This window comes from Mycobacterium sp. (genome assembly GCF_019247635.1).
Classification (GTDB): domain Bacteria; phylum Actinomycetota; class Actinomycetes; order Mycobacteriales; family Mycobacteriaceae; genus Mycobacterium.
The window spans coordinates 17,674-44,564 of sequence record NZ_JAFBAR010000115.1; the positions used below are offsets into that span (position 1 = coordinate 17,674).

The window sequence follows — 26,891 nt, forward strand, 5'->3', positions numbered from 1 at the left end:
TAGCGCGACCCGGCGCCGTGCGTGGTTTAACGTTGTTTTCGTGGCAAATTCGCGCCCCGAGGCGGCGCAACAGCCTGGCGAACAACCAGGAAGAGAAGTCGAATTGGATTTCGCCCGCGAGTGGGTGGAGTTCTACGACCCGGACAATCCCGAACACCTGATCGCAGCCGACCTGACCTGGTTGTTGTCGCGGTGGACGTGCGTCTTCGGCACACCGGCCTGCCAGGGCACCGTGGCCGGCCGGCCGGACGACGGTTGTTGCTCGCACGGCGCATTCCTGTCTGACGACGACGACCGGGCCCGGCTCGACGACTCGGTGCAAAAGCTCACCGACAAGGACTGGCAGTTCCGCGAAAAAGGCCTGGGCCGCAAGGGTTATCTGGAGCTCGATGAATACGACGGCCAACCCCAGTACCGCACCCGCAAGCACAAGGACGCGTGCATCTTCTTGAACCGGCCCGGGTTCGCCGCGGGCGCCGGCTGCGCGCTGCACAGCAAAGCCCTCAAGCTGGGTGTGCCGCCGCTGACGATGAAGCCCGACGTGTGCTGGCAGCTGCCCATCCGGCGCAGCCAGGAATGGGTCACGCGCCCCGACGGCTCCGAGATCCTCAAGACCACCCTCACCGAATACGATCGCCGCGGCTGGGGTTCTGGTGGCGCCGACCTGCACTGGTACTGCACCGGCGACCCGGCCGCCCACACCGGCGCCAAGCAGGTCTGGGAGAGCCTCGCCGACGAACTGAGCGAGCTGCTGGGCGAGAAGGCCTACGGTGAGCTGGCGGCAATGTGCAAGCGCCGCAGTCGATTAGGGCTCGTCGCGGTTCACCCCGCGACCAGGGCCGCCAAGTAACCGTTCGTAGGAAAGAACCATCCGCAGCGCGCTGGCCCGCAGATAGGCCTCGACGGCCGTGGCGGCCGCTACCGCGTCGCGCGCCAGTACGGCCTCGGTGATCGACCGCAGGTCCGCCAGCACCGCATCCGCGTCGTCGTAGGCGCCGGTGAGCTCGTGCTCGCGACCGCCGAAGGCGTGCTCGACCCAGCGATACAGCAATCCCAGGGCGCGGTTGCGGGTGCTGTGGATGAGCACCCGGAAGTAGACGAGGTCGGCAGCTTGGCGCGCCGCGGATGAGTCCGCCCGCCGCACCGCCGCCAGCGCGGCATTTAGCGCTTCGGCATCCGCGGGCGTGTGCCGGTCGGCCGCCAGTCCCCCGATCAGCGGGCCCAGCGCCGCGCGGATCTCCAGCAACTCGACCAGGAATTCCGGGCCAAGTTTGCGGACCAGCGCCTCGACCACCGCGGGATGGGTGAGGCCCTCGGGGTCGCGGACCACGTTGCCGCTGCCGTGCCGGGCCTCGATCAGGCCCATTTGCTGCAGCCGGGCCAAACCCTGCCGCAACGAGGTGCGGTTGACGCCGAGCTGCCCGGCCAGCTCCCGCTCGGGCGGCAGCGTCGAGCCCGGCGGAAACGCGCCGTCGAGGATCGCGTCGGCAATCGAGGCGGCGATCTGTTCGTCCACCCGGTGACGCTCGGGCGGCTCGATCGCACTTGACTGGTTCATTGGCTCAACCAATATAGTGGACGGGATGGCCTACGCGGCTCCACGGCACGGCGTATCGGGCGTCGACCCTGCGCGCAGGGCGAAAAACGGCGCGATTTGGCGCCCTCTACGCAGGCTCGACGCCATGAGCGCAGGCTCGAGCGGGGAGGAACACGAAGTGGACGACGAAATGCGCTCGGCCGCGGCCCCGCGCTGGCGGGGCAAGGCCGGGCGGCTGGAAGTCTGGTACGCCACCCTGTCGGATCCGGTGACCCGCGCCGGGCTGTGGATCCACTGCGAGACGGTGGCGCCGAGCCGGGGCCCGGCCTACGCCCACGGCTGGACGACGTGGTTTCCCGCCGAAGGACCGCCGCGCACCGAGCGGTTCGGCCCGCAACCCGTCCAGCCCACGCAGGCTGCCGACGGCACGGCCTGGTTTGACGCCGCCGGCGTCCACGTGCGCCACCAACAGCTGACGGGGCGCGCCGGGTCGCTGGCTTGGGAGCTGTCCTGGACAGACACCTCCGCCCCGCTGTGGACGTTTCCGCGCGTCGCGTGGGAACGCGAGTTGCTGCCCGGCGCCCAGGTGGTGCTCGCCCCCACCGCCGCCTTCACCGGATCGCTGAGGATCGACAATGCCACCCACCGCGTCGAGGGCTGGCGCGGGAACATCGCCCACATCTACGGCCACGGCAACGCCAAGCGCTGGGGGTGGATCCACGCCGATCTCGGCGACGGCAACGTCGTGGAAGCGGTCACCGCGGTGTCCCACAAGCCCGGACTCCGCCGACTGGCGCCGCTGGCCTTCATTCGTTTCCGGATCGATGGAAAGGATTGGCCCACAAGCATTTTGCCGTCACTGCGGATCCGTACGACCTTGGGTCTGCGGCACTGGCAGCTGGAGGGCCGCGTCGGCGGCCGCGACGTACTCATCCGGGTGGACCAGCCGCCTCAGCGGTGCGTGAGCCTGCAGTACATCGACCCCGACGGCGGCAGAGCGGTCTGCACCAACACCGAGCAGGCCGACATCCACGTCGAGGTCGATGACCGACAGTGGTCGGTGCTGGGCGCCGGTCATGCCGAAGTCGGCCTGCGCGGAACCCAGGCACCCGCCGTCAACGAAAGGACGCCCGCATGAGCTTTCTCCTGGACCCACCGCTGCTGTTCGTCGCCGGACTGCTGATCGAGCGCAGCCTGCCCGCCGAACAACGGGATACCGCCGAGGCCGCCACCCTGGGCGTGTTCTTCGGTGGTTCGTTCGGGCTGTACAACAACGTGCCCGGCCTCGGGCTGCTGTGGCGCCCGTTCCGCTCCCGCAACGGCCGCGACTTCATGTGGAACAGCGGGGTTTTCAGAGTGCAGACCGAACAGGCGAACTGGCCACTGCACGCCGCGGCGGCCGGCATCTTCGCCACCTATCCCTTTTTCCTCAAATTCGGCCGCAAGCTGGGCCGCGGCCTCGGAAGCCGGGCATGAGCCTACTGGCCTCGTTCGGCGCCGCGCTATTACCTGAGGAGCACGGCGGCCCGACGCCGGCCCAGCTCGTCGACCGCGTCGACCGATTTGTCACGCGAATGCCCTCGACGACGCGGTTGGCGCTGCGGGCCGGGCTGCTGTCCCTGGCCGCGGCGAGCTACCTCACCACCGGGCGCTCGCTAACGCGCCTCGACCCCGGCCAGCGCGACCGGGTGCTGCGACGCGTCGCCGCGCTCAATCCCGACGCCGCGGCGGCCGTGGAGACCATGAAGGTGATAGTGCTGCTGGCCAACGGCGCCGAAACCTATGCGCCGGAACTGCTTTCGCGTGCCCAGCAGCACGACGTGGCGCGGCCCGACGCGGCGTTGCGGATCACCTCGTCGATGCACAGCCCGTCCGTCGTCACGGCCGACGCGGTGGTCGTCGGGTCGGGCGCGGGCGGTGCGATGGTGGCCCGCACCCTGGCGCGGGCCGGCCTGGACACCGTCGTGCTCGAGGAGGGACGACGCTGGACGGTCGAGGAGTTCCGCACCACCCACCCGCTGGACCGCTACGCCGGCCTGTATCGCGGCGCCGGGACCACCGTCGCGCTGGGGCGGCCGTCGGTGGTGCTGCCCATCGGCCGAGCGGTCGGCGGCACCACCGTCGTCAACTCCGGCACCTGCTATCGGCCGCCGCTGGCCGTACAACAACGCTGGCGCGACGAATTCGGTTTGGGCATCGCGGATCCCGCCCGGCTGACCGAGCACCTCGACGATGTCGAGCGCACGCTGCGGGTGGCGCCGGTGGCGCTGGACATCATGGGCCGCAATGGGCGTCTGCTGCTCGACGCAGCCGCCGAGCTGGGCTGGCGGGCGGCGCCGATTCCGCGCAACGCGCCGGGTTGCGGAGGCTGTTGCCAGTGCGCGATCGGCTGCCCGCGCAACGCCAAATTCGGCGTACACCTCAACGCACTGCCCCAGGCCTGCGCGGCCGGAGCGCACATCGTCGCCGATGCCCGCGTCGAACGGGTGCTGCACCGGCATGGGCGCGCCCGGGGCGTGCGGGCCCGCCGGCCCGACGGCACGGCGCTGGACGTGCTCGCCGACACGATCGTGATCGCGGCGGGGGCCACCGAGACGCCAATGTTGTTGCGGCGCAGCGGCCTTGGCGCCCATCCGCGGCTGGGCCGTAACCTCGCGCTGCATCCGGCGACTATTCTTGCCGGCCGCTTCGACCAGGACGTCGTCGCTTGGGAAGGCGTGCTGCAAAGCGCCGCCGTGCACGAGTTTCACGAGTCGGACGGCGTGCTGATCGAAGCGACCTCCACGCCCCCGGGCATGGGCTCGATGGTGTTCCCCGGCTACGGCGCCGAGCTGCTCGGCTGGCTCGAACGCGCCCCTCAGGTGGCGACATTCGGGGCGATGGTGGCCGACCGTGGGGTCGGCTCGGTGCTGCCGGTGCGCGGTGAGGCGCTGGTGCGCTACGACATCGACCGGGCCGACATCGCCAAGTTGGTGGTCGCGATCGAGGCGATGGGCCGGCTGCTGTTCGCCGCCGGTGCGGTCGAGGTGCTGACCGGTCTGCCCGGCGCGGGGACCGTGACGTCGTTGCCCGCACTGCGCGAGCAGCTGGGCCGGTGCAACCCGCGCAGCCTGCACCTGGCCGCCTTCCATCCGACGGGCACGGCGGCCGCCGGCGCCGACGAGCAGCGCTGCCCCGTCGATCCAACCGGCCGGCTGCGCGGCGTCGACGGCGTGTGGGTTGCCGACGCGTCGATCCTGCCCAGCTGCCCGGAGGTGAACCCGCAGCTCTCGATCATGGCCCTGGCGTTGGGCATAGCAGCTGAAATAACCCGTTCCCCGTAGGAGCCATCGTCACCTGAACGGCCCAGGCCACGCTTGCGGTTAACCCTCCAACTTGTAGCCCAGCCCGCGCACCGTCACCAGGTGCACCGGGTTGGCGGGATCGGCCTCGATCTTGGAGCGCAGGCGCTTGACGTGAACGTCGAGGGTTTTGGTGTCGCCAACGTAGTCGGCGCCCCAGACCCGATCGATCAGCTGTCCGCGGGTCAGCACCCGTCCGCTGTTGCGCATCAGGTACTCGAGCAGGTCAAATTCCTTGAGCGGCAATGTGATTGTGTCGCCGTTGACGGAGACGACGTGCCGCTCGACATCCATCCGGACGGGCCCGGACTCCAGCACCCCATCGCTGATTTCGGAGTCGTCGTCGCCGCCGCGGCGCAGCACCGCCCGGATCCGGGCGATCAACTCCCGCGCCGAATACGGCTTGGTGACGTAGTCGTCGGCGCCCAACTCCAGGCCGACCACCTTGTCGATCTCGCTGTCGCGTGCGGTCACCATGATCACCGGGACGCTGGACCGGGCACGCAGCTGCTTGCACACGTCGGTGCCAGACATCCCGGGCAGCATCAGGTCCAGCAGCACGATGTCGGCACCGGCCCGCTCGAACTCGGCAAGCGCCGACGGACCATCGGTCACCACCGTCGCCTCAAAGCCTTCCTTGCGCAGCAGGAAGGCCAGCGGATCGGCCAGCGATTCCTCGTCCTCCACGATCAGCACACTCGTCATTGGCGCCACTCCTCCTCATCGCCGCGCTCTGCATCGTCGTGCTCTGCACGGGTCATCGACTTAGCTCTTCCTCTCGTTGCGATCTGGTGGGCCGCACGTCGCGGCCCCGCGGAAGTTCAGTTTGCGTGCCGTCGTCGAAGCCCGTCGCCGCGGACGCCGGAATGGACAGGGTGAACGTCGACCCGGTGCCCGGCTTGCTCCACACGCCGATGCTGCCGTTGTGGTTAGCCGCGACGTGTTTGACGATGGCCAGCCCCAGCCCGCTGCCGCCGGTGGCCCGCGAGCGCGCCTTGTCGCCTCGGAAGAACCGCTCGAACACCCGCTCCTGGTCTTCCAGGGCGATCCCGATGCCCCGGTCCGTCACGGCTATCTCGACGTTGTCGCCCCGGCGCCGGCGGCTGATCGAGACCAGCGACCCCCGCGGCGAGTAGGCGATCGCGTTGGACACCAGGTTGGCCAGCGCCGTTACCAATAGGGTCTGGTCGCCGAGTACCCGCAGCTTGCTCGGCGCGTCGGTGCGCACCTGGATTTCGGCATTGTCGGCCGCCACTTTGTGGCGCGAAATCGCCTCGGACACAATGGTATCCACGTCGACATCGGTAACGTTTGGCAGCCGTTCCGCGCCCTGCAGCCGGGACAATTCGATCAACTCCGCGACCATGTCACCCAGCCGGTTGGCCTCGATGAGCACCTTCTCGGCGAACCGCCGCACGGTTTCGGAGTCGTCGGCCGACGCCAGCAACGCCTCGGCGAGCAGGGCCATGGCGCCGACCGGTGTCTTGAGCTCGTGGCTGACATTGGCCACGAAGTCGCGCCTGGCCGCTTCCATGCGCGCGTAGTCCGACTGGTCGTGCACGAAGACCACGGCAAACCGGCGGTCCTCTTCGCTCAGCAACCGGGCGTGCCCGTGCACCGAAAGCCCGGACCTGCCCGCGGGCCGCTTGCCCGGTGACAGGTCGAACTCGACATCCTCACCGCTCAGCGCCTGCTGCGCGGCGCGCCAGGCCTGGTCGTCGAGCTGCCGGTCGCGCACCAGGCCCAGTTCCTGGGCGCGGTCGTTTAGGTAGACGACGTCGCGATGCGTATCCACCACCGCGGCGCCCAACGGCATCAATGCCACGATGCGCTGCAACATCTGCGATACGGTGATCCCCGCCCACTCGGTGGCCACGCGCTGACGGCGCTCGACGACCCGTGGCAACAGCCGGGCACCGGCCGCAATCCCTACAGCCAACGCCAGCGCGGATAAAACCCCGGTCATTACCAGTGCCGAATACACGGTCACGTTGAAAATCCTACAAATCTTCCTGAACGCTGCCCTAGCGGAGCGCGGCTAAAATCGGACAAGTCACATCCTGCGCAACATGTGTTCGGCTGCCGTTCACGCGCCGTTGGCTTGCTGGGCTAGCACGGGTCAACCAACCCCTCGACCGGCCCCTTGGCTGGCTACCGCGGCGGCGCCCGCGGCCGCGGCCTGCGGGTCTAGATAAGTGCCGCCGGAGACCAGCGGTCGCAGCTCGGAATCCAGGTCGTAACGCAGCGGAATGCCGGTCGGGATGTTCAGTCCGACGATCTCGTCGTCGGACATCTGATCCAGGTGTTTGACCAGGGCGCGTAACGAGTTGCCGTGCGCAACGATCAACACCGTTTTGGCGGTGCGCAGGTCGGGCACGATGACGTCGGTGAAATAGGGCAGGAATCGGGCCACCACGTCGGACAGGCATTCGGTCAGCGGACCACCACCGATGTTCGCGTAGCGCAAGTCGGCGTCCTGGCTGAACTCGCTGCCCTGCTCGATCGGCGGCGGCGGCGTGTCGTAGCTGCGCCGCCAAGCCATGAATTGCTCGTCGCCGTAGCGTGCCTTGGTCTCGGCCTTGTCCAGGCCCTGCAGCGCGCCGTAGTGACGCTCGTTGAGCCGCCAGCTGCGCCGCACCGGGATCCACAGCCGGTCGGCGGCGTCCAAAGCCAGGTGCGCGGTGGTGATCGCGCGGCGCAGCAGCGACGTGTAGAGCACGTCGGGCTGCAGGTCGTGCTCGATCAGCAGTTCGCCACCGCGCACCGCCTCGGCCCGGCCCTTCTCGGTCAGTCCGACGTCCACCCAGCCGGTGAAGAGGTTGAGGGCATTCCACTCGCTCTCGCCGTGACGCAGCAACACGAGCGTGGCAGTTTCTCCCATGCCGGCCAGTCTCTCACGCACGGCCTACTCGGCGTCGAGCGTGACGTCACTGCCGCTCCGGATTGCCGACCCGGCCGCGAGCGTACCGCCACTGCGAATTCCCAGCTGGCGAATCGCAGCTGCGATACGCTCGCGGTCCTCATCGCGCTGCGCGCTCTGCATCGTCGTCGTCTCGATCAAGTGGCCGACTCCTCCTCATCGCGCTGCGCGCTCTGCATCGTCGTCGTCCTCGATGAGATGGGCGAACGCCTCGAGGTTCTTCAGGGATTCGCCGCGCGAAACCCGCCAGTCCCACTCCTTTTGGATCGACGACCGAAAACCCAACTCCAGCAACGTATTAAAGTCCGAATCCACCGCTTCGAGCACCTGTCCGAGCACGCGGTCGATTTCGTCGGCGTCGACCGAGCCCAGTGACATCCGACCGACCAGATAGATGTCGCCGACGTTGTCCAGCGTGTAGGACACCCCATACAGCCGGCGGTTGCGTTTCAGCAGGAACCGATAGACACCCTCGTGGTTCTCATCGGGTTGCCGGCAGACGAACGCCTCGACGCGCACCGAATGCTCGCCGATGCTCAGGATGGTGTTGGTCTTGAGCTTGCGCTCGCCTGGCAGCTCCACCACCAGGCCCGCCGGACCGCCATGTGCGCCAGCATGTTTCGAGTACGTCAGCCCACTGGCGTCGAGCGCCTCCTCGATCACCCGGTGGACCTCGGACGTCACGCGCCCACCCCGCGGCGCGGCGCCCAGCGCCGCGGCTTGCGGGCCGCCACCCGGTCGCGCGCCCGGCGCTGCCGCTCGGCGGTGAAGTCGCCGATCGCGCGCCGGTAGCTGGCCAGCAGCGCGTCGGTGGTGTTCTCCCAGGAGAACGTGGCCGCGTGCGCTGCCGCCGCCCGACTCAGCCAATCGGCACGTGGGGCATCCATCCGCAACAGATCGTCGATCGCATCGGCCCACTGGCCGACGTCGTGCCCGGCCACCAACGTGCCGGTGATCCCGTCGCGTACCGCCACCGGCAGCCCGCCGACGGCGGCGGCCACCACCGGCGTGCCGCAGGCCTGTGCTTCGACGGCGACCAACCCGAACGACTCCGAATAGCTCGGCACGGCAACGAGGTCGGCGGCCTGGTACAGGGTGGCCAGGTCCGGCCGCGACTGCGGCGGCAGAAAGGTCACCCGTTCGGCGATGCCGAGTTCGTCGGCCAGGCGAACCAGTCCGCCCGGCGCGGCCAGGCCACTGCCCGACGGTCCACCGGCCACGACGACGTGCACCCCTGGCAGCTTCGCCGCGGCACGCAGCACGATGTCGGGCGCCTTGAGCGGCTGGATGCGTCCGACGAAGGCAATCAGCTGCTCGCAGGGCGGCAGGCCCAGCGCCGCTCGGGCCGCGCGGCGGTCACCCGGGCAGAAGACGTTCAGATCGACGCCGGGATGCACCACGTCGATTTTGGCCGGGTCGCCGCGATAAATCGAAATCAATTGTTGCGCTTCATCATCGGTGTTGACGATGAGTCGATCCGCCTCGTCGACCACCTGCTGCTCGCCGACCGTGCGCAGCGGCGGTTCGGGCGCGTCACCGTCGGCCAGCGCCGCGTTCTTCACTGCGGCCAGCGTGTGGGCGGTGTGTACTAACGGCACCGACCAACGGTCGCGCGCCAGCCAGCCGACCTGACCGGACAACCAGTAGTGCGAGTGCACGATGTCGTAGTAGCCCGGCTCGTGGGCGGCCTCGGCGCGCAGTACCCCGGCCGCGAACGCGCATAGCTGGGTGGGCAGGTCGTATTTGTCCAGCCCCTCGAACGGCCCGGCCACCACGTTGCGCACCAGCACACCGGGCGCGGGCCGCACGATCGGCGGGTCGGCGGAGGCGGTGGCCCTGGTGAAGATCTCCACCTCGATGCCCCGGCGCGCCAGGTTCAGCGCGCTTTGTAGAACATAGACGTTCATGCCCCCGGCGTCCCCGGTGCCCGGTTGGGCCAACGGCGAAGTGTGCACCGCCAACAACGCAACCCGGCGCGGGCTATTCACTGCCGAGTTGTCGTACCGCACACTTCATCTTTACAGGACCGGCGTCCGGCCCCGATACAAACCGGGTCAGGCGGATGGCTCCGCGGCCGGCAGCCGGGGACTCAGCACCCCCGAGCGCCGCATCGCCGGCAGCGGATCGGCGTAGATACCGCTCAGCGACACAGTGCCCGCCCCGGCCTCCTGCACCCGGTTCCCGAAGACGGTGACGCGGATATCGCGCGGTGGCAGCACCGAGCGCGCCGCGAAAGCGTCCCTGAGGGGCTCCATGCCCTCCGGGTACTCGGTGAACGCCTGGCCGCCGACCACCAGCTCATCGGGGTTGAGCATGTCTCGCAGCAGCGCCACGGCCTCACCCAGCACCCGGGCCCGCTCGACGAGTAGTTCCTGCGCTTGCTGATTGCCGGACCGCGCGATCCGCAGTAGGTCGGTGACGGCGGTGGCCGAGCCGCCGTTGCGGGTCACGGGGCTGATGCCCGGAATGATCCGCAGCCGGCGGGCAGCGGCCAGCACCGCCTCGTCGCTGACGGTGGACTCCAGCTGACCGGTACCGCCGAGCAGCTCGGACTGGGCCGGCAAGCCGGCGATGGTGCCCGGCCCACTGGCCGGGCAGTGCACCTGACCGCCGATTACCAGCGCATAACCCACGGTCTCGCGGGCGTACACGTAGAGGCTGGTCGGCGAGCTGGGGGCGAAACGCCGCAGGCCGAGCAGCAATTCGGCGCCGGCCATGGCGTCCACGTGCGAGGCAACCGACACCGGCAGGCCCAGCACGTCGGCCAGCACCGGTCCGACGGGCGCCTGCCGCCAGCCCAGCCGCGGGTGGTCCACGTGGCCGGTGCCACTGTTCACGGCGCCACCCGTGGCGACGCCGACCCACAGTGGACGGCGCCGGTGCCAGCGTCTCAGGTAGCGGGAAGCGCTGTCGGCCAGCGACGCCAGCGCGGGCCCCGACGGATTGAGCGGCGTCGGTGTCTCGACCGTGTCCAGGGTGCGGCCGAACAGGTCGGTGGCCACGATGCTGGTGGTGCGCGCGCCGATGTGGATGCCAAGCGTCACGAACGGTTCATGGTTGACCTCCACCGGCACGCGCGGCCGACCGATCGCCCCGGACACCGCCAGATCGGCGCGCTCGCGCAGCAGACCGGCGTCGAGCAGCGCGATGACTTGGCGGTTCACCGTCGCGATGCTCAGCGATGTGACTTCGGCTATGACGTCGCGACCGACCGGACCGCGCAACCGCACGGCGCGGAAGACGGAGGCCGCCGCGGAGTCAGACAGATGCAGTGACGACGGCACGACTTGGCGGTGGGAACGTGTCGGGGCCTTGCGGCTGAGGGAATGGTGGGAAAGAGAAGTACTACGCACGGGGTGTCCTTATCCGAGTTCCGATGGCCGGTCTTTGGCCACACCTGCCGACGTGTATTTGGTCAGGCGCGGCAAAGTGCGCGGCAACAACACGCACAGTCCGCGAAACGACACGCGGACGTCGTGCTGAGCGGGGCGCAAAAGGACACCCGGAAAATTTAGCACGTTTACTAGAGTTATCCCCGATGACAGACGAACCCGGCCAACAGCGGGTGGCCGTCGTAACCGGTGCCAGTTCCGGAATCGGCGAGGCCACCGCCAAAACCCTTGCCGCCCAAGGTTTTCACGTGGTCGCGGTGGCACGCCGGGCGGACCGGCTGACCGCCCTCGCCAGCGAGATCGGCGGGACCGCTGTTGTGGCCGATGTCACAGCCGACGCGGACGTCACCGCCCTGGCCGACGGGTTGAGCCGGGTCGACATCCTGGTCAACAACGCCGGCGGTGCCAGGGGACTGGAATCCGTCGCCGACGCCGATCTCGAGCACTGGCGCTGGATGTGGGAGACCAACGTGCTGGGCACACTGCGGGTCACCCGGGCGCTGCTGCCCAAGCTGATCGATTCCGGCGACGGCCTGATCGTCACCGTCACCTCGATTGCCGCCATGGAGGTGTACGACGGCGGTGCCGGCTACACGTCGGCCAAGCATGGCCAGGGCGCGCTGCACCGCACGCTGCGCGGCGAATTGTTGGGAAAACCCGTGCGGCTCACCGAGATTGCGCCAGGTGCGGTTGAGACCGAGTTCTCCCTGGTCCGCTTCGACGGCGACCGGGACCGTGCGGGCGCGGTCTACACGGGGATGACGCCGCTGACCGCCGACGACGTCGCAGAGGTGATCGGGTTCGTGGCGTCCCGGCCATCGCATGTAAACCTGGACCAGATCATCATCCGGCCGCGCGACCAGGCATCAGCCAGCCGCCGGTTCAACCACCAGGACCGGGGCTAGTCGCCGTGGTCGTCGTTGTCGGTGTGCCCGACAGGCTGGGCGCGTTCGACGGCGTGACCGGCGCGGTGACCGGGATCTGCGTCGACGGCGGGTGCGCCGTCGGAGGCGGCAGCGCCGACATCGACAACCAGGTGTCCCAATCGACGGCCCAGTCCCAGATGTCGCCGTCGGAGTAAGACAGCTGGATCGAACTGCCGGTCACCTCGACCGGGTCGCCGTACACCGCGGTGCTGAAGTACTGCTGGGCGTCTCCTGTCGACAGGTTGATGCAGCCGTTGGTGACGTTGGTGTTGCCCTGCGCGCCGGCGCTGGCCGGGTTGGCGTGGATGAACTCGCCGTTGTTGGAGATCCGCACCGCCCAGCGTTCGTGCGCATTGCTGTAACCGGCGGCCGGGTTGGACATGTAGAAGTCGGCGTACTTCTCGGTGACCACGTGGATGCCATTGCGGGTCACGTTGCGCGCCTTGTCGGCCTCGCCATAGCTGCACGGGAAATCCATGATGACCCCGGCATCGGTGACCACCTGGATGCGGTGTGATGAAACCTCGGCCTTGACCACCTGCCGCCGACCGATCTGAATCTTCAAGGACATGTCCTGCAGGCCGTAGGCACCGTCACCGAACGGCAGCCCGTAGAACTTCGCGTCCACGTTGACCGTGGCGCCCGCCGGGTAGTACTCGCGGGGGCGGTAGTGCATGCGGGCGCCCTGCTGCTCGTCCGGCAGCCACGCCCAGCTGCCCTCCACCGGCGGGTTGGTGGTCACGGTCACCGCCCGCTCGACGGCCGCCTTGTCACTGATCGGCGCATCGAACTGAATGATGATCGGCGCCGCCACCCCGACGGTCTGCCCGTCAGCCAGCTGGAAACCACCGTCGATCTTCTTTTTGGGCGTCACGGTGGTGAACTTGCCCGCGACCGGAATGGACTTTCCGTCGTGCCCCACGGCCGAACCACTCCACGTGTAGGTCGTGCCGTAACCCAACGGCTCGGTGGTGGTATACACCGTGCGGTCCTGATTGAACACCCCGGCGACGACCTTGCCCGCCGAGTTCGTCAAGACCACCCGTTGCAGCCAGCCCTCCGAGATCTGGACGCTGATGGGCGAGATCGGCACCACGTCTGACGCAGCGTCGGCCGGCAGGAACTTCAGCGACGCCGCCGGCGGTGGTTTCTTCTCGGCCTGCGTGCTCGGATTGTGCGAGCAAGCGGCCAGTACATTCGGAGCGAACACACCCACCCCAAGAGCTGTCAGGGCCAGGCGCCGGTTGATCGGCCCCTGCCCTAGCGGGCCGCTGGATGGGTTCACAACAGTCAAAGATACCGGGCGGGAAGGCATCCTAGCCGCCTCCACGGCTCACGCCAGGGACGAGTTGCCGCGAATTTAGCCGCTACAGTACGCACCCGACCAGGACAGGTTCGGGTTTCAGTGTGATACCAAACACATCACGAACCCCGTCGCGGATCGTCCGGGCCAGCACGATCACGTCCTCCGCGGTGGCCCCGCCGCGGTTGGTCAGGGCAAGAGCGTGCTTGGTGGACAAGCGGCAGCGGGCCTGGGGCCCCGGATAGCCCTTGCCGAAGCCCGCCCGTTCGACCAGCCACCCAGCGGCGAGCTTGACGCCGTCCGGCGCGGGGTAGTGCGGCACCGGCCCCTCGATCTGGTTGAGCAACCGTTCGTAGACGTCGGGGGCGAGGACCGGGTTGGTGAAAAATGACCCCACGCTCCAGGTGTCGTGGTCGGCGGCGTCCAGCACCATGCCCTTGCGGGCACGCAGGGCCAGTACGGCCTCGCGGACCCGGCGCGGGTCGGCGCGCTCGCCACTGGCCACACCGAGCGCCGCCGTCAGCTCGCCGTACCGCAGCGGCGCGCTGCGGCCGTCGGCATTCAGCGCGAACTCCACTTCCAGGACCACGGCGGGCAGATCCAGTGGGTCGGCTTCTTTGAGCAGGCTGGTGCGGTAGCCGAAGCGCAACTCGGCCGCGGGTACCCAGCCCATCTCGCCGCTGCGGCGGTCCAGCAGCCGGACCCGCGTGAGGGTGTCGGCCACCTCGGCGCCGTAGGCCCCCACGTTCTGCACCGGGGTGGCTCCAGCCGATCCGGGGATGCCCGACAGGCATTCCAGCCCGCCCAGGCCGTGCTCAACGGAGCTGACCACGACGTCGTCCCACACCGCGCCCGCCTCTGCGCGCAGCAGGTTGCCGTCGATGACGACGCCGTCATTCGCCAACCGCACGGCCGTCAGGTCGGTCAACGTCTCGGCGACCACCAGGTTGGAACCGCCAGCAAACAGCAACGGCGGAGCGGCACCCTCGTTCCTGACCGCGGCGTCGAGCTGGCCCAGCGTGGCGGCCACCTGTTCGGCCCTGGCGCAGGTAATTACGCGCCGCGCAACCGGTCCGACCCGCAGTGTGGTCAGCGGCGCCAGCGGCACCGCCTCGGCGACATGAGCACCGGCAAACCGCGAACCGACCACGGCCCGTAACGGTAGCGTGGCTAGCTATGCCGCGTTCATTCGACATGTCTGCCGACTACGAGGGCAGCGTCGAAGAGGTCCATCGGGTTTTCCGCGAGGAGGATTACTGGGTGGCCAGGTTGGCCGGCTCGGGAGTCGACATCGCGACGCTGGAGTCGCTGAAGGTGGGCGGGGAATCCGGAGTCGACGACACCATCAAGGTGACGACCCTGCAGACGGTGCTCAGCCGGAACCTCCCGGCCGTGGTGACCCAGTTGCACCGCGGGGACCTGTGTATCCGGCGCGAAGAATCGTGGAGCGCGGTCAGCGATGGCGTCGCGACGGCCGCGGTGACCGGCGTGATTCTGCACGCCCCGGTCAATCTGACCGGCACCGCCACCCTGTGCCCTATCGGGGATAGCGGCGGTTCCCGCCTGACGGTCCGGGTCACCATTCACGTGCGCGTTCCCATCATCGGCGGCAAGGTGGAGCGGTTCATCGGCTCGCACCTGGCCGAACTGGTGGCGGCCGAACAGCGCTTCACCACCTCATGGATTACCGACAACGCCTGATCCCGCAGGGCCGCCTTCTAAGCTGGCTGCATGCGAGTTGCCCTGGCGCAGATCCTCAGTGGCACCGATCCGACGGCGAATCTGGGCGTGGTGCGCGACTACACCACGCGGGCCGCCGAGGCCGGCGCGAAACTGGTGGTGTTTCCGGAGGCGACGATGTGCCGATTCGGTATCCCGCTGGCACCGATCGCCGAGCCCGTCAACGGCCCCGATGCGCGCTGGGCTGACGGCGTTCGGCAAATCGCGGCGCACGCTGGCGTCACGGTTCTCGCCGGAATGTTCAGCCCGGCCGATGACGGGCGGGTGACCAACACGCTGCTCGCGGTCGGGCCGGGCACCGACACCCATTACGACAAGATCCACCTCTACGACGCGTTCGGGTTCGCCGAATCGCGCACGGTCGCGCCCGGACGCGAGCCGGTGGTGATCATGGTCGACGATGTCCGGGTCGGTCTGAGCGTTTGCTACGACGTTCGGTTTCCGGCCCTCTACACCGAGCTGGCCAGCCGCGGCGCCCAGGTGATCGCCGTAGGCGCGTCCTGGGGTTCCGGTCCCGGCAAACTCGAACAGTGGACATTGCTCGCCCGCGCGCGGGCATTGGATTCGATGACCTACATCGCCGCGGCCGGCCAGGCCGACCCCGGCGCGCTGACCGGCCCGGACTCCGGTTCCGGAGCGCCGAGGGGCGTGGGCGGCAGCCTGCTGGCCTCGCCGCTGGGCGAGGTGGTGACCTCAGCTGGCGCACAACCACAATTGGTGGTTGCCGACATCGATGTCGACGAGGTCGCAAAGGCCCGGGAAAGCATCGCCGTCCTGCGGAACCAGTCAAACTTTGCTCGGCAAGATAGGGCAGAATCGCGGGGGTGACGAACCCACAAGGACCACCGAATGAAGGGCCCTCGACGTGGGCTCGTCCCGGCGGCCGCGATCCGTTCAGCCCTCCCCCCCAGCGCTCCAGCGAGCCGCAAGGTGGCCCCTCGGCAGATGCGCCCACGGAGGCCGGTGCGCTGCCGCAGGCGACCGAACAGATCTCCGCGCCGACCGCGGCCGGCGCCGCCACGCGGCAACCCGGCCACCCGCCGCCACCCACGCCGCCGGCTTTGCCGAGTCGCCGGCCCGCGGCCCCGGACGAAGAGCCGGCGCCGGCGAAAAAGAAGCGCCGTTTCCTGCGCGATCCGCTGTCGATCATGTTGGTGGTAATCATCGTGATCGCGCTGCTCTTCTCCGCAGTGATCGGCGGCGAGCTGTACGCCCGGCACGCCGCGGAGAACACGGTCGCCCGGGTGGTGGCGTGCGAGGTCAAGGACCAGGCCACCGCCAGGTTCGGGGTGGCGCCCCTGTTGCTGTACCAGCTGGCCACCCAACACTTCACCAACATCAGCGTCGAGACGGCGGGCAACCAGATCCGCGAGTTCAAGGGCGCGAAGCTTCAATTCACCCTGCAGAATGTCCAGCTCAGGGACACCCCGACGTCCCAGGGCACGGTAGGCGCCCTGGATGCCACCATCACCTGGTCGTCGGATGGCATCAGGCAGTGGATTCAGAACGCCATCCCGGTGTTGGGGGCTTTCGTCACCAGCAGCGTCATTACTCACCCCACCGACGGCACGATCGAATTGAAGGGCATGCTGAACGACCTCACGCTGAAGCCGGCGATCGCGTCGGATGGCAACCTGGAGCTGCAGATCATCACGTTCAACACGCTGGGCTTTTCGGTCCCGAAGGAGACCGTGCAGACGACGCTGAACGACTACATCTCCAACCTGACCAAGCAACTGCCGTTGGGCATCAAGGCGGACAACACGGAGGTGACGACCAGCGGCGTGGGGGTCCACCTCGCCACCCGCAACGCTGACCTCCCCGGTGGCGGCACCGGCGGCGGCCAGAACCAGGACCCCTGCTTCGCCGACCTCTGACGTCAGCTAACGCCCAGCCCCTCGAGCACCGCCCGGGTGCCGGACAGACCCAGCCGGGTGGCGCCGGCGTCGAGCATCGCCACCGCGTCGGCGGCGGTGCGGATGCCGCCACTGGCCTTGACGCCGAGCCGCCCGCCCACCGCACCGGCCATCAGTGCGACGGCACGCACCGTGGCCCCGCCGGCGGGGTGAAATCCGGTCGAGGTCTTGACGAAGTCCGCGCCGGCGTCTTCGGCGGCCCGGCACACGCTCACCACCGTGCCGGGGTCCGCGAGGGCCAGGAGGACCGCGGACTCCACGATGACCTTGAGTACTGCTTCGGGCACGGCGGCGCGCACCGCCTCGATCTCGGTCCGCACCGCGAGCAGATCTCCGGCCAGGGCGGCCCCTATGTCGATGACCATGTCTATTTCGGCGGCACCGGCCCCGACGGCCTGGGCCGCCTCCTGCGCTTTGATCGACGGCAGGTGCTTGCCCGAGGGAAAGCCAGCCACCGCCGCGATCCGCACGGCACCGGCGTTGCTACCGGCGTCGAGCGCGGCGGACACCATCGACGGCGAGACGCAGACCGCGTAGACGCCCAACTCGGCCGCGTCGTCGACCACGGCCGCCACATCGGCCCGGGTGGCTTCGGGTTTGAGCAGGGTGTGGTCGATCAGCGCCGCCACCTGGGTACGGTCGTACCGCTTGGACACTAGAACGGCCCTTCCGGGCTACTTGAGCCGCCGGGATTGCAGCCGGACGCGATCATCTCGGAGTCGTCGACGACCGGGCGCCACGGTTCCAGGTTCCAGCTGGGTTTTCCCGGTTGCACGAGCTCGGCGAACTGCCAGTGGCAGATGAACTGTGCGCGCATGCCGGCGGTGTCGGCGTCGGGCGACAGTGCGAGGACCTCAGCCCAGGCCTCGTCGGCCTGCTCGGACTGCAGGGCGGCGCTCCCGGGCTGGCGCGCGGCGCCGCGTCCGGACGGGCTCGGATATACCCGCAGGCTGGCCAGGCCCCCGACCTGCGCCCATTCGGTGTGATCGATGAAAGGTGGCGAATAGCCGTTACCGCCAGGATCCGCGGCCGCGGGATCGGCCCAGGCCGGCGCCACACCGAGCAGCCCAACGAACGCCGCGGCCGTCGCGGCCGTCACGGCCGCCAGAGCTTTCATCCGCTAGCGCGATTTGCCCTGAATTTCGAGGAGCTTGGGCCGAACATCGACCAGATAAACGCCTGCCGCGCAGGCGGCGATCGCCATCCCGAGCACGCCAAAAACGCGAACGGCATTCAGCGCCACGGCGGCGCCCAGGATCACCAGCCACACCGGCTTGGTCAGCTTGTCGGCGGCGGTATAGGCGTCGGGCCGCTGCATCGCCGCATGCACGAACGCGTACACCGCCATCACCAGGATGGCGATCCAGATGACCAACATGACGATACCCACGACCTGGCTCACGCCTAAAGGGTAAGCGGGCATCGGCCAAAACGTCGACTTCGCTGGGTTCTTCCCGCGTGTGAGCCCGGAAACGACGACTCCGGGCCACCCCGCAGGGCAACCCGGAGTCGCGTGTCTAGCCGGTGCTACTTCTGGGTGACCTTCTTAGCCGCCTTCTTGGCAGGCGCCTTCTTGGCCGGCACGGCCTTCTTGGCCGGGGCGGCCTTCTTGGCCACCGCCTTCTGAGCCTTCTTGGCCGTCTTGTCGGTCTTGGTCGGCAGCTCGATGCCGACCAGCTTGGCGGCACGCTCACCGACGGCGCGGGTCTGCGATGCAACCGTGCCCAGCGCCTCCTGGGTGAGCTCGACGGCCTGGTCGACGTAGCCCTCGGCACGCGACGAGACATCGTCGAAGCCCTGCTGGCTGCGCAGCCGCTCCAGGGCCGCCTCGCCCCGCTCGACAAGTTCGTTGTAGCGGGCGGTAGCGGCGTCCAGGTAGCCCTTAGCCGCGTCGCGCAACTCCTCGGCGGTGAAACGCTCGCGCAACTCGGTCACCTGAGCGGGCAGGTCTTCCTGCAGCTTGGTCAGGCGGGCACGGCCCTCCTCCACCCGGCTGCGGGTGTCGGTGCGGGTCTCCTCGGCGCGATCACGCAAGTTGGCGATGAGGTCGTTCACGGTGGCCAGGGCCAAGTCGGCCGCACCCAGCGCCGCGAGCAACGGAGCGCGCAGGTCCTCGATGTTCGAATTTTCAGCCATGGTTTTTTTCCTTTCGTAAATCGTTGTCAGGTATGGACGTTTCGCAATTCCTTGGCGATATGAGTGTCTGTGTGGAAGGTAGGGCAAGCGTCGGCTCCTCGTAGAGGAGAGTCAAGACCCGCGGATTGACGTGGCACGCGACTTGCGGGGAACCTCCTGATTCGTCGGGTCGACTTTCGGATCGAGTTCTTGATGGGCAGGTTTGTTGGATTTGTCACCGGCATTGGCTTACGCTCACCGGCGTTCTTTGAGATCGGGCGCGGCATCGCGCTCGAACAGGCGTCAGGCGCAGCTAGAACCCACGGGCCGCATCCGGTAGGGATCGGTCATCGAACGTGTGGTCACTGCATATCTCCTTACCTGGAAGTCATGCCTCGGATCGACTGAATGAGTGCCAACCGACCCGCTAGAGGGGCTCCCTTCTTCTCCTGTTACCCGGTGTCACGACCTGCTCAACCGTGGACATCGGATTGAGTCGGACACTCTTCTCTGGTGAATTCGGTTTGCTGGGATTCGTTTTGCTGGGTCTCGTTTTTCTGGGATTCGTTCTGCTGGACGAATGATGCGTACACATCCAGCAGAACCTGTTTCTGACGCTCGGTTATCGCCGTGTCGGTGATGAGGGCGTCGCGCACTTCGCTGGTCTCACTGGTCTCCAGAATTCCGGCCCGCACGTAGAGCACTTCGGCGGAAACTCGCAGCGCCTTGGCGATCTGGGCCAGGACGTCGGCGGATGGTTTGCGCAATCCGCGCTCCACCTGGCTCAGGTAGGGATTGCTGACACCCGAGCGCTCGGCGAGCTGTCGCACCGACACCTGCGCCGTCTCCCGCTGGGCCCTGATGAAAGCGCCGATGTCGGAGGCCGCGCTGGACACCTTTTCGGAGAGCTTCTCCTCGGGTGCCATTGCATGCTCCTCGGGCCGGATGCTTGGAATACTGCTGTTTGCCCCAGCTTACGGACAGGTGCTTGCTTTTGCAAGCACCTGTTAGCACCCGCTCAGAACAGCAGTTGCGCGACGGCGTAGATCACCAGGCCCGCGAGTGCGCCCACCACAGTGCCATTGATCCTAATGAATTGCAGGTCGCGGCCGACGTGCAGCTCTATGCGCCGGCTGGCCTCTTCGGCGTCCCACCGCTCGATCGTCTCGGTGATGATCGCGGTGATCTCCACCCCGTACTGCGAAACCAGATGCTGCGCCGCGCGCACCATCCAGTTGTCAACCTTGTCGCGCAGGTCGGCGTCGTCGCGCAGGGATTCACCGACGCGAACCACCGTGTCTGCGATCCGGCTGCGCAGCGTGCTGGACGGGTCGTCCACACCCTCGAGCACCAGCCTTTTCAGGGTCTTCCACGCCGTCGCGGCGGCGTTGGCTATCTCGTCGCGCGCCATCAATTGCTCCTTCACCGCGTCGGCGCGAGCGATCGTGACCGGATCGTGCTGCAGGTCGTCGGCGAACTCGAACAGGAACCGGGTCGCCGAGCGGCGCAGTTCGTGATCGGGGTTGCGGCGCACCTTGTCGGTGAAGTCCATCAGCTCCCGATGGATACGGTCGCCGACGAGATGATCGATGAAACGCGGCGACCAGCTCGGCGAGTCCCGCTCGACCACCCGCTGGATGATCTCCCCGGCATTGAGCGACCATTGGAACGCGCGGTCGGCCAGCAACTGGATCAGGGCTTCCTGCCGGTTTTCGGCGAGCAGCGTGCCCAACATCCGGCCCACCGGCGGGCCCCATTGGGGTTCGGCGATGCGGCGCACGATCATTCGATCGATCACCTGCTGGACGTCTTCGTCGCGCAGCATTTCCACCAGCACCCGCAGCACCGTCGCGGTCTCGCTGGCCACCCGCGCGGCGTGCGATGGCTCGGACAGCCACTTACCCAGCCGGCTGGGTACCTGCGCGTCGCGCAGCTTGGTCGCCACGACCTGCTGCGACAGGAAGTTTTCCCGCACAAAGGTACCCAGGCCCTCGCCCAGCTGGTCCTTCTTCCGCTTGATGATCGCGGTGTGCGGGATCGGTATGCCCAGCGGGTGCTTGAACAACGCGGTGACGGCAAACCAGTCCGCCAACGCCCCCACCATCCCGGCTTCCGCGGCGGCGCCGACGTAACCCACCCAGATTGATGCGACGCCGTGCGCCTGTACCCATCGGCACCCGAGGAACAGCGCGGAGGCCCCCAGCAGGAAACTCAGTGCCACCGCTTTCATCCGGCGCAGCCCGGTCAGCCGCTCGGCGTCCGCCTGCGGGTCGGCACCGGCGAACGACTCAGCTAGTGATGCGCGCGCCTGTGTCGGGGCCCCCGGTGTATCGGCTCTGTGTGCCACTACATCATCATCCGCCATCAACGCACCCCCATCGGCGGAACCGGCTATCCCCCACCGGCGGACCCACCGCTGCGGCGGGCGCTGATCCGCCACCTGGGCACGGACACGCCGTAGTATCAATGCGTCCAATCATCGGAAAATCGGCTTACTCGAACGACAAAACGGGCGGAGCACACCCTGGCCGTGGCAGCGAGAACGGATGGCCGCAAGCGACGCTGGCACCAGCACAAGGTGGAGCGGCGCAATGAGCTCGTCGACGGCACTCTCGACGCGATTCGCCACCACGGTCGCTTTCTGAGCATGGACGAGATCGCGGCGGAGATCGGAGTCTCCAAGACGGTGCTATACCGCTACTTCGTCGACAAGAACGATCTGACCACGGCCGTGATGATGCGCTTCACCCAGACCACGCTGATTCCCAACATGGCCGCGGCGCTGTCGTCCAACCTGGACGGCTTCGACCTGGCCCGCAAGATCATCGGCGTCTACGTCGAGACGGTGGCCGCCGAACCGGAACCATATCGGTTCGTCATGGCCAACAGCTCGGCCAGCAAAAGTAAGGTGATCGCCGACTCCGAGCGCATCATCGCCCGGATGCTCGCGGTGATGATGCGGCGCCGCATGCGGGAGGCCGGCATGGACACGGGCGGCGCCGAGCCGTGGGCGTACTTGATCGTCGGCGGCGTGCAATTGGCCACACACTCGTGGATGTCGGACCCGCGAATGACCAAAGACGAGCTGATCGACTACCTGACCATGCTGAGTTGGAACGCATTATGCGGGATCGTCGAGGTCGGCGGCTCGCTGCAGAAGTTTCGCGAGGAGCCCCATCCCTCGCCCATCGTGCCGCCCCGGGGGCCCGGCTAACGGTCGCCAACCTGGCATTTGTGCGGACACCTCCGAGCCGGTTGTGACGCTTACGCCGACCCAACGGGTAACTTCCCCCGCTGACACCGACTAGCATGCAGGGGATGCATCGGGGGTAGTCCAGGGTGCACTGAGGTCAGCACGGGGCGCGCCTCGGGACACAGAAAGGCACAATTCGGTATGTCCGCGCAGCTCACGCCGCATTTTGGCAATGTGCAGGCCCATTACGACCTATCCGACGACTTCTTCCGGTTGTTCCTCGACCGCACGCAGACGTACAGCTGCGCGTACTTCGAGCGGGACGCGATGACTTTGGAGGAGGCGCAGATCGCCAAGGTCGACCTGGCGCTGTCCAAGCTGGGCCTTGAGCCGGGGATGACACTGCTGGACATCGGCTGTGGCTGGGGCGCCACGATGCGGCGCGCGATCGAGAAATATGACGTCAATGTCGTGGGTCTGACGTTGTCCGAGAACCAGGCCGAGCACGTCCAGAAGATGTTCGACAAGATGGACACCCCCCGCTCCCGGCGGGTGCTGCTGGAGGGCTGGGAGAAGTTCCACGAGCCGGTGGACCGCATCGTATCGATCGGCGCATTCGAGCACTTCGGCCGGCCGCGCTATCCGCGGTTCTTCAAGATGGCCTATGAAGCGCTGCCCAGCGACGGCGTCATGTTGCTGCACACCATCGTCCGCCCGACCTTCAAAGAGGCCAGGGCAAAGGGACTCCCGCTAACCCGCGAAGTCGTGCACTTCAGCCAGTTCATCCTGGCCGAAATCTTCCCCGGCGGCTGGTTGCCCACCGTCCAGACCGTTGAAGAGCACTCGGCCGACGCGGGCTTCAAGTTGAAGCGGATCCAGTCTTTGCAGCTGCACTACGCGAGAACGCTGGACACGTGGGCGGCCGCCCTGGAGGCCAACAGGGAGCAGGCCATCGCGATCCAGTCGGAGAAGGTCTACGACCGCTACATGAAGTACCTGACGGGCTGCGCGAAACTGTTCCGCGCGGGCTACACCGACGTCGACCAGTTCACCCTGGAGAAGTAAAACGCGCCCGGTTGACCAGGGGGATCGTATGGTCTACCCACCCGCCGCGACCGCGTGCACAGCGCGCTTCTCGGATTCAGTAGCTGTAGAAACCCCGACCCGTTTTCTTGCCCAGCAGGCCCGCCTCGACCATCCGCAGTAGTAATGGTGGGGGAGCGTAGTGCGGTTCCTTGAATTCCTCGAACAACTTGTCGGCGATCAGTTTGAGGGTGTCCAGGCCCACAAGATCCGAAAGCCGCAGCGGGCCCATCGGATGCGATAACCCGGCAACGACGGCCTTGTCCACGTCGTCGACGGTGGCGAATCCCGCCTCGACCATCCGGATCGCCGCCAGCAGGTAGGGCACCAGCAACGCGTTGACCACGAAGCCGGACCGGTCGGAGCAGCGCACCACCTGTTTGCCCAGTACCGAGCCGGCGAACTCTTCCGTGCGGGCGGCCGCGGCCTCGTCGGTGACCAGGGTGCTGACGAGCTCGACCAGCGGCAGCACCGGGACGGGGTTGAAGAAGTGCAGGCCCAGCACGCGCTGGGGGTTCCTGGTGGCGGCGGCGATCTTCATGATGGGGATGCTCGACGTGTTGGACGCCAGCACCGCATCGGGATCATTGATCACCCGGTCGAGTTCGGCGAAGATGGCGGCCTTGACGGCCTCGTCCTCGACGATGGCCTCGATCACCAATTGCCGGTCCGCGAGGTCCTTCAGGTCGGTGGTGAAGGTCAGCTTGCTCAACGCGCGGTCGCGCTCGCGTTCTGTCACCTTGCCGGCGCTGACGCCGCGCTCCAGGGACTTCACGATGCGGTTACGCCCCGCGGTGATCAACGCCTCGGTGGTCTCGAACACCGTCACCTCGACACCGGCGCGGGCCGAGACCTCGGCGATGCCCGACCCCATCTGACCGGCCCCGACTACCCCCACCCGCTGAATCACAGCGTCAGCCACAGTTCCTCCTCAATGCGCGAGCCCTCCACAAATGCGCGGCCCTCCACAAATGCGCGAGCAGACGCAAACGCACACGAATCGTCGGCGTGTCGGGTGCTTTTGCGTCTGCTCGGCAGACTAACTCAGTGGAACTGGCCCTCTTCGGTGGAACCGGTCAGCGCCGTGGTCGACGAGTTCGGGTCGACCGTGGTGGCGATGCGGTCGAAGTAGCCGGCACCCACCTCGCGCTGGTGCTTCGTCGCGGTGTAGCCACGCTCCTCGGCGGCGAACTCCTGCTCCTGCAGCTCCACGTAGGCACTCATCTGGTTGCGGGCATAGCCGTAGGCCAGGTCGAACATCGAGTAGTTGAGCGCGTGGAATCCGGCCAGCGTGATGAATTGGAACTTGAATCCCATTGCGGCAAGCTCCTTTTGGAACTTCGCGATGGTCGCGTCGTCGAGGTGCTTGCGCCAGTTGAACGACGGCGAGCAGTTGTAGGCCAACATCTGGTCGGGGTAGGAGTCCTTGACCGCTTCGGAGAACTTGCGCGCGACGTCCAGGTCCGGGGTGCCGGTCTCCATCCAGATCAGGTCGGAGTACGGCGCGTAGGCCTTCGCCCGCGCGATGCAGGGCTCGATGCCGTTCTTGGTGCGGTAGAACCCTTCCCGGGTGCGCTCGCCGGTGATGAACGGCTGATCGCGCTCGTCGACGTCCGAGGTGATCAGCGTGGCGGCCTCGGCGTCGGTACGGGCGATGACGACGGTCGGCACGTCGCACACGTCGGCAGCCAACCGGGCCGAGGTGAGCGTGCGGATATGCTGCTGGGTCGGAATCAGGACCTTGCCGCCCAGGTGGCCACACTTCTTCTCCGAGGCCAGCTGGTCTTCCCAGTGCGAACCCGCGACACCCGCGGCGATCAGGGCCTTCTGCAGCTCGAACACGTTCAGCGCGCCACCGAACCCGGCTTCGCCGTCCGCGACGATCGGCGCCAGCCAGTTCTCCACGGACTTGTCGCCCTCGACCTTGGCGATCTGGTCGGCACGCTGCAGCGCGTTGTTAATCCGGCGAACCACCTGCGGCACCGAGTTGGCCGGGTACAGGCTCTGGTCCGGATACGTGTGGCCGGACAGGTTCGCGTCGCCGGCGACCTGCCAACCCGACAGATAGATGGCCTTCAGGCCGGCGCGCACCTGCTGGACGGCCATGTTGCCGGTCAGGGCACCGAGCGCATTGACCCACTCGAGGTCGTTCAGCTCCTCCCACAGCACCTCGGCGCCCCGCCGGGCCAGAGTGTGCTCCTCGACGACACTGCCCTGCAGGGCGACGACGTCGGCGGCGCTGTAGCTGCGGGTGACGTCCTGCCACCGCGGGTTCGTGTCCCAGTCGTGCTGAATCTGCTCAGCGCTCTTGGGGGTCCCAACGACAGACATGCGGTTGCTCCTAACGGTCTTTCATCGCTGAAATCGCAGTGAGACCTCCGAAGCGAACCGCCGTCAGGCGGCATTCGGGGCTCAGCTTCACTGGTGTGCTAACACGACGATGGCACAGCCGCCAATGCTCGTCCACCCATTTAAATTGCAAATTTGGGTCAACGCCCCGGTGGTGGTTTGCTAATTTTGCAAAGCTAGGCGCAAACTTAAACGTTTCAGAAGCTACCCATCGGTAACCGCAAAGCCGCAGGTCAGACATGCATTTGCCGGGGCGAGTGGAATCGGGCCGATTCGGCTACCGGGGGAAGATCGCGGCGACGGCTTTCGTCTCGTCGCCGACGGCATATGTGAGCGTTGTAACAACGCGGTCGGCCAGGCCGGCGCCGAATTTCTCGGTGGAACCGGCGGGGTGGACGTGCGAGATGATCTCCAGCTTGTCGCCGAGTGCGACGGGCGCCTCGTGCTCGATAGTCACCCGCAGCGGAGCCGCCAGCAGCTCGGCGTGGCCGGCCAAATAGTCCTCGACCACACTCCAATACACCGAGTTGTTCACGTGGTCGAACAGATCGATGTCGGTGAGCCGCACCGGGAACTCGTGGATCTCCGACGCGTCCTCGCGGCTGCCGGCCTTCAGATAGCCCTTCCAGCGCAGCCGGTCCACGAAGGTGGTCCGGTACAGCCCCTCGAGGAAGTCGTCGGCGATGCGGGCCGGCATCTGGGTTTCCCGGTTGACGTGGATCCAGAACGCCTCGGATTCGATCAAGCCGCCGTGGCGCCCGTCAACGCGCACGCGCATCTCACACCAGCGGTTCGAGGTGCCCGAGCACCAGCGCCGCAGCCGGAGCATGTCACGGAACTCGATAGGGCGGATCAGGTCGACCATGGTGCGCCGGACGATCCAGAGCGGATGGGTCTCCTCGAAGCCCATCTCGCGCAGCTGGTCCTGGCCGATGTCCTGGATGTGCCGGCACGCCGCGTCCAGCCGCAGCCGGCCGGTGTTGTCGATGTCCCCCATGCGCAACGGCCATTCACAGTCGAACACGTCGGGGTGGCCGTCGGGCACGGGCATCAATGTCTTGTCAAGAGTCATGGCT

Annotated in this window: 28 protein-coding genes and 1 pseudogene; 10 read left to right on the top strand and 19 right to left on the bottom strand. The window is 67.5% G+C overall.

Annotation, left to right across the window (positions count from 1 at the left end; all coding sequences use genetic code 11):
- The first annotated feature begins 40 nt into the window (after positions 1–40).
- On the top strand, positions 41–850 hold the full coding sequence (locus JO236_RS19565) for a hypothetical protein (protein WP_293334280.1): 810 nt from the start codon (positions 41–43) through the stop codon (positions 848–850).
- On the opposite strand, the gene JO236_RS19570 is transcribed toward JO236_RS19565, so the two are convergent.
- The gene (locus JO236_RS19570) at positions 806–1,558 is read right to left on the bottom strand and encodes a FadR/GntR family transcriptional regulator (RefSeq protein WP_293334283.1); all 753 of its coding nucleotides are present in this window, start codon (positions 1,556–1,558) and stop codon (positions 806–808) included. The two genes, JO236_RS19565 and JO236_RS19570, sit on opposite strands and share 45 nt — an antisense overlap.
- Before the next feature lie 157 nt (positions 1,559–1,715).
- On the opposite strand from JO236_RS19570, the gene JO236_RS19575 reads away from it, so the two are divergent.
- From JO236_RS19575 to JO236_RS19585, 3 genes are read left to right on the top strand one after another with little or no spacing between them, the layout of a single operon-like run.
- Complete coding sequence (locus tag JO236_RS19575) at positions 1,716–2,675, top strand: hypothetical protein (RefSeq protein WP_323802182.1); 960 nt, start codon at positions 1,716–1,718, stop codon at positions 2,673–2,675.
- A complete protein-coding gene (locus JO236_RS19580) occupies positions 2,672–3,013 on the top strand; it encodes a hypothetical protein (protein WP_293334289.1) in 342 nt (113 codons plus the stop codon). Before JO236_RS19575 ends, JO236_RS19580 begins: the two co-directional genes overlap by 4 nt.
- The gene (locus JO236_RS19585; RefSeq protein ID WP_293334292.1) at positions 3,010–4,860 is read left to right on the top strand and encodes a GMC family oxidoreductase N-terminal domain-containing protein; all 1,851 of its coding nucleotides are present in this window, start codon (positions 3,010–3,012) and stop codon (positions 4,858–4,860) included. Before JO236_RS19580 ends, JO236_RS19585 begins: the two co-directional genes overlap by 4 nt.
- A 39-nt stretch (positions 4,861–4,899) precedes the next feature.
- Here JO236_RS19585 and regX read toward each other — a convergent pair whose 3' ends face one another.
- From regX to JO236_RS19620, 7 genes and pseudogenes are all read right to left on the bottom strand, one after another.
- Positions 4,900–5,583, bottom strand: coding sequence for a two-component sensory transduction protein RegX (regX, locus tag JO236_RS19590; protein WP_293334295.1), 684 nt, complete (start codon positions 5,581–5,583; stop codon positions 4,900–4,902).
- A 52-nt stretch (positions 5,584–5,635) separates the two neighbouring features.
- Positions 5,636–6,868, bottom strand: coding sequence for a sensor histidine kinase (locus JO236_RS19595; RefSeq protein WP_293334298.1), 1,233 nt, complete (start codon positions 6,866–6,868; stop codon positions 5,636–5,638).
- A 129-nt stretch (positions 6,869–6,997) separates the two neighbouring features.
- On the bottom strand, positions 6,998–7,759 hold the full coding sequence (locus tag JO236_RS19600; protein WP_293334301.1) for a phosphoglyceromutase: 762 nt from the start codon (positions 7,757–7,759) through the stop codon (positions 6,998–7,000).
- A gap of 24 nt (positions 7,760–7,783) precedes the next feature.
- On the bottom strand, positions 7,784–7,939 hold the full coding sequence (locus JO236_RS19605; protein WP_293334304.1) for a hypothetical protein: 156 nt from the start codon (positions 7,937–7,939) through the stop codon (positions 7,784–7,786).
- A pseudogene (locus JO236_RS19610) lies at positions 7,936–8,482 on the bottom strand (YbjN domain-containing protein). Before JO236_RS19610 ends, JO236_RS19605 begins: the two are co-directional and overlap by 4 nt.
- The gene (gene mshA, locus JO236_RS19615) at positions 8,479–9,807 is read right to left on the bottom strand and encodes a D-inositol-3-phosphate glycosyltransferase (protein WP_416362293.1); all 1,329 of its coding nucleotides are present in this window, start codon (positions 9,805–9,807) and stop codon (positions 8,479–8,481) included. The pseudogene JO236_RS19610 and the gene mshA overlap by 4 nt, the downstream one beginning before the upstream one ends.
- A gap of 45 nt (positions 9,808–9,852) precedes the next feature.
- Positions 9,853–11,151 carry an ROK family transcriptional regulator gene (locus JO236_RS19620; protein ID WP_293334307.1) on the bottom strand — a complete coding sequence of 433 codons (1,299 nt, stop codon included), beginning with the start codon at positions 11,149–11,151 and terminating at the stop codon, positions 9,853–9,855.
- Between the two features lie 185 nt (positions 11,152–11,336).
- On the opposite strand from JO236_RS19620, the gene JO236_RS19625 reads away from it, so the two are divergent.
- A complete protein-coding gene (locus JO236_RS19625; RefSeq protein WP_293334310.1) occupies positions 11,337–12,095 on the top strand; it encodes an SDR family oxidoreductase in 759 nt (252 codons plus the stop codon).
- Here JO236_RS19625 and JO236_RS19630 read toward each other — a convergent pair.
- The gene (locus JO236_RS19630; protein ID WP_293334313.1) at positions 12,073–13,431 is read right to left on the bottom strand and encodes a L,D-transpeptidase; all 1,359 of its coding nucleotides are present in this window, start codon (positions 13,429–13,431) and stop codon (positions 12,073–12,075) included. The two genes, JO236_RS19625 and JO236_RS19630, sit on opposite strands and share 23 nt — an antisense overlap.
- A gap of 52 nt (positions 13,432–13,483) precedes the next feature.
- On the bottom strand, positions 13,484–14,569 hold the full coding sequence (locus tag JO236_RS19635) for a UDP-N-acetylmuramate dehydrogenase (RefSeq protein WP_293334316.1): 1,086 nt from the start codon (positions 14,567–14,569) through the stop codon (positions 13,484–13,486).
- 26 nt (positions 14,570–14,595) lie between these two features.
- On the opposite strand from JO236_RS19635, the gene JO236_RS19640 reads away from it, so the two are divergent.
- From JO236_RS19640 to JO236_RS19650, 3 genes are read left to right on the top strand one after another with little or no spacing between them, the layout of a single operon-like run.
- Positions 14,596–15,120: a DUF2505 domain-containing protein gene (locus JO236_RS19640; RefSeq protein WP_293334319.1), complete on the top strand. Its 525-nt coding sequence runs from the start codon at positions 14,596–14,598 to the stop codon at positions 15,118–15,120.
- 30 nt (positions 15,121–15,150) lie between these two features.
- Entirely contained in the window at positions 15,151–15,987 is an 837-nt protein-coding gene (locus JO236_RS19645) for a carbon-nitrogen hydrolase family protein (protein WP_293334322.1), read from the top strand.
- Positions 15,984–17,036 carry an LmeA family phospholipid-binding protein gene (locus JO236_RS19650; protein WP_293334324.1) on the top strand — a complete coding sequence of 351 codons (1,053 nt, stop codon included), beginning with the start codon at positions 15,984–15,986 and terminating at the stop codon, positions 17,034–17,036. Before JO236_RS19645 ends, JO236_RS19650 begins: the two co-directional genes overlap by 4 nt.
- A 2-nt stretch (positions 17,037–17,038) precedes the next feature.
- On the opposite strand, the gene deoC is transcribed toward JO236_RS19650, so the two are convergent.
- The 6 genes from deoC to JO236_RS19680 form a co-directional block, all read right to left on the bottom strand.
- On the bottom strand, positions 17,039–17,731 hold the full coding sequence (gene deoC / locus JO236_RS19655) for a deoxyribose-phosphate aldolase (protein ID WP_293334327.1): 693 nt from the start codon (positions 17,729–17,731) through the stop codon (positions 17,039–17,041).
- Complete coding sequence (locus JO236_RS19660; RefSeq protein ID WP_293334330.1) at positions 17,731–18,192, bottom strand: DUF2599 domain-containing protein; 462 nt, start codon at positions 18,190–18,192, stop codon at positions 17,731–17,733. The genes deoC and JO236_RS19660 overlap by 1 nt, the downstream gene beginning before the upstream one ends.
- A gap of 3 nt (positions 18,193–18,195) precedes the next feature.
- Complete coding sequence (locus JO236_RS19665; protein ID WP_293334333.1) at positions 18,196–18,477, bottom strand: DUF2516 family protein; 282 nt, start codon at positions 18,475–18,477, stop codon at positions 18,196–18,198.
- Positions 18,478–18,602: 125 nt separating this feature from the next.
- Complete coding sequence (hbhA, locus tag JO236_RS19670; protein ID WP_293334336.1) at positions 18,603–19,211, bottom strand: heparin-binding hemagglutinin HbhA; 609 nt, start codon at positions 19,209–19,211, stop codon at positions 18,603–18,605.
- Positions 19,212–19,663: 452 nt separating this feature from the next.
- A complete protein-coding gene (locus JO236_RS19675; protein ID WP_293334339.1) occupies positions 19,664–20,116 on the bottom strand; it encodes a helix-turn-helix domain-containing protein in 453 nt (150 codons plus the stop codon).
- Between the two features lie 92 nt (positions 20,117–20,208).
- Positions 20,209–21,555: a DUF445 domain-containing protein gene (locus JO236_RS19680; protein WP_293334342.1), complete on the bottom strand. Its 1,347-nt coding sequence runs from the start codon at positions 21,553–21,555 to the stop codon at positions 20,209–20,211.
- Positions 21,556–21,714: 159 nt separating this feature from the next.
- Here JO236_RS19680 and JO236_RS19685 point away from each other — a divergent pair, with 159 nt between their 5' ends.
- Positions 21,715–22,404: a TetR/AcrR family transcriptional regulator gene (locus JO236_RS19685; protein WP_416362295.1), complete on the top strand. Its 690-nt coding sequence runs from the start codon at positions 21,715–21,717 to the stop codon at positions 22,402–22,404.
- A gap of 180 nt (positions 22,405–22,584) precedes the next feature.
- Entirely contained in the window at positions 22,585–23,448 is an 864-nt protein-coding gene (pcaA, locus tag JO236_RS19690; protein ID WP_293334348.1) for a cyclopropane mycolic acid synthase PcaA, read from the top strand.
- Between the two features lie 76 nt (positions 23,449–23,524).
- Here the strand turns inward: pcaA and JO236_RS19695 are convergent, their stop codons facing one another.
- The 3 genes from JO236_RS19695 to JO236_RS19705 all read right to left on the bottom strand — a co-directional run bounded on the left by JO236_RS19695 (position 23,525) and on the right by JO236_RS19705 (position 26,887).
- On the bottom strand, positions 23,525–24,388 hold the full coding sequence (locus JO236_RS19695; RefSeq protein ID WP_293334351.1) for a 3-hydroxybutyryl-CoA dehydrogenase: 864 nt from the start codon (positions 24,386–24,388) through the stop codon (positions 23,525–23,527).
- Positions 24,389–24,510: 122 nt separating this feature from the next.
- Positions 24,511–25,797 carry an isocitrate lyase gene (aceA, locus tag JO236_RS19700; protein WP_293334354.1) on the bottom strand — a complete coding sequence of 429 codons (1,287 nt, stop codon included), beginning with the start codon at positions 25,795–25,797 and terminating at the stop codon, positions 24,511–24,513.
- 295 nt (positions 25,798–26,092) lie between these two features.
- Positions 26,093–26,887 carry an acyl-[acyl-carrier-protein] thioesterase gene (locus JO236_RS19705; RefSeq protein ID WP_293334357.1) on the bottom strand — a complete coding sequence of 265 codons (795 nt, stop codon included), beginning with the start codon at positions 26,885–26,887 and terminating at the stop codon, positions 26,093–26,095.
- Positions 26,888–26,891: the final 4 nt, after the last annotated feature.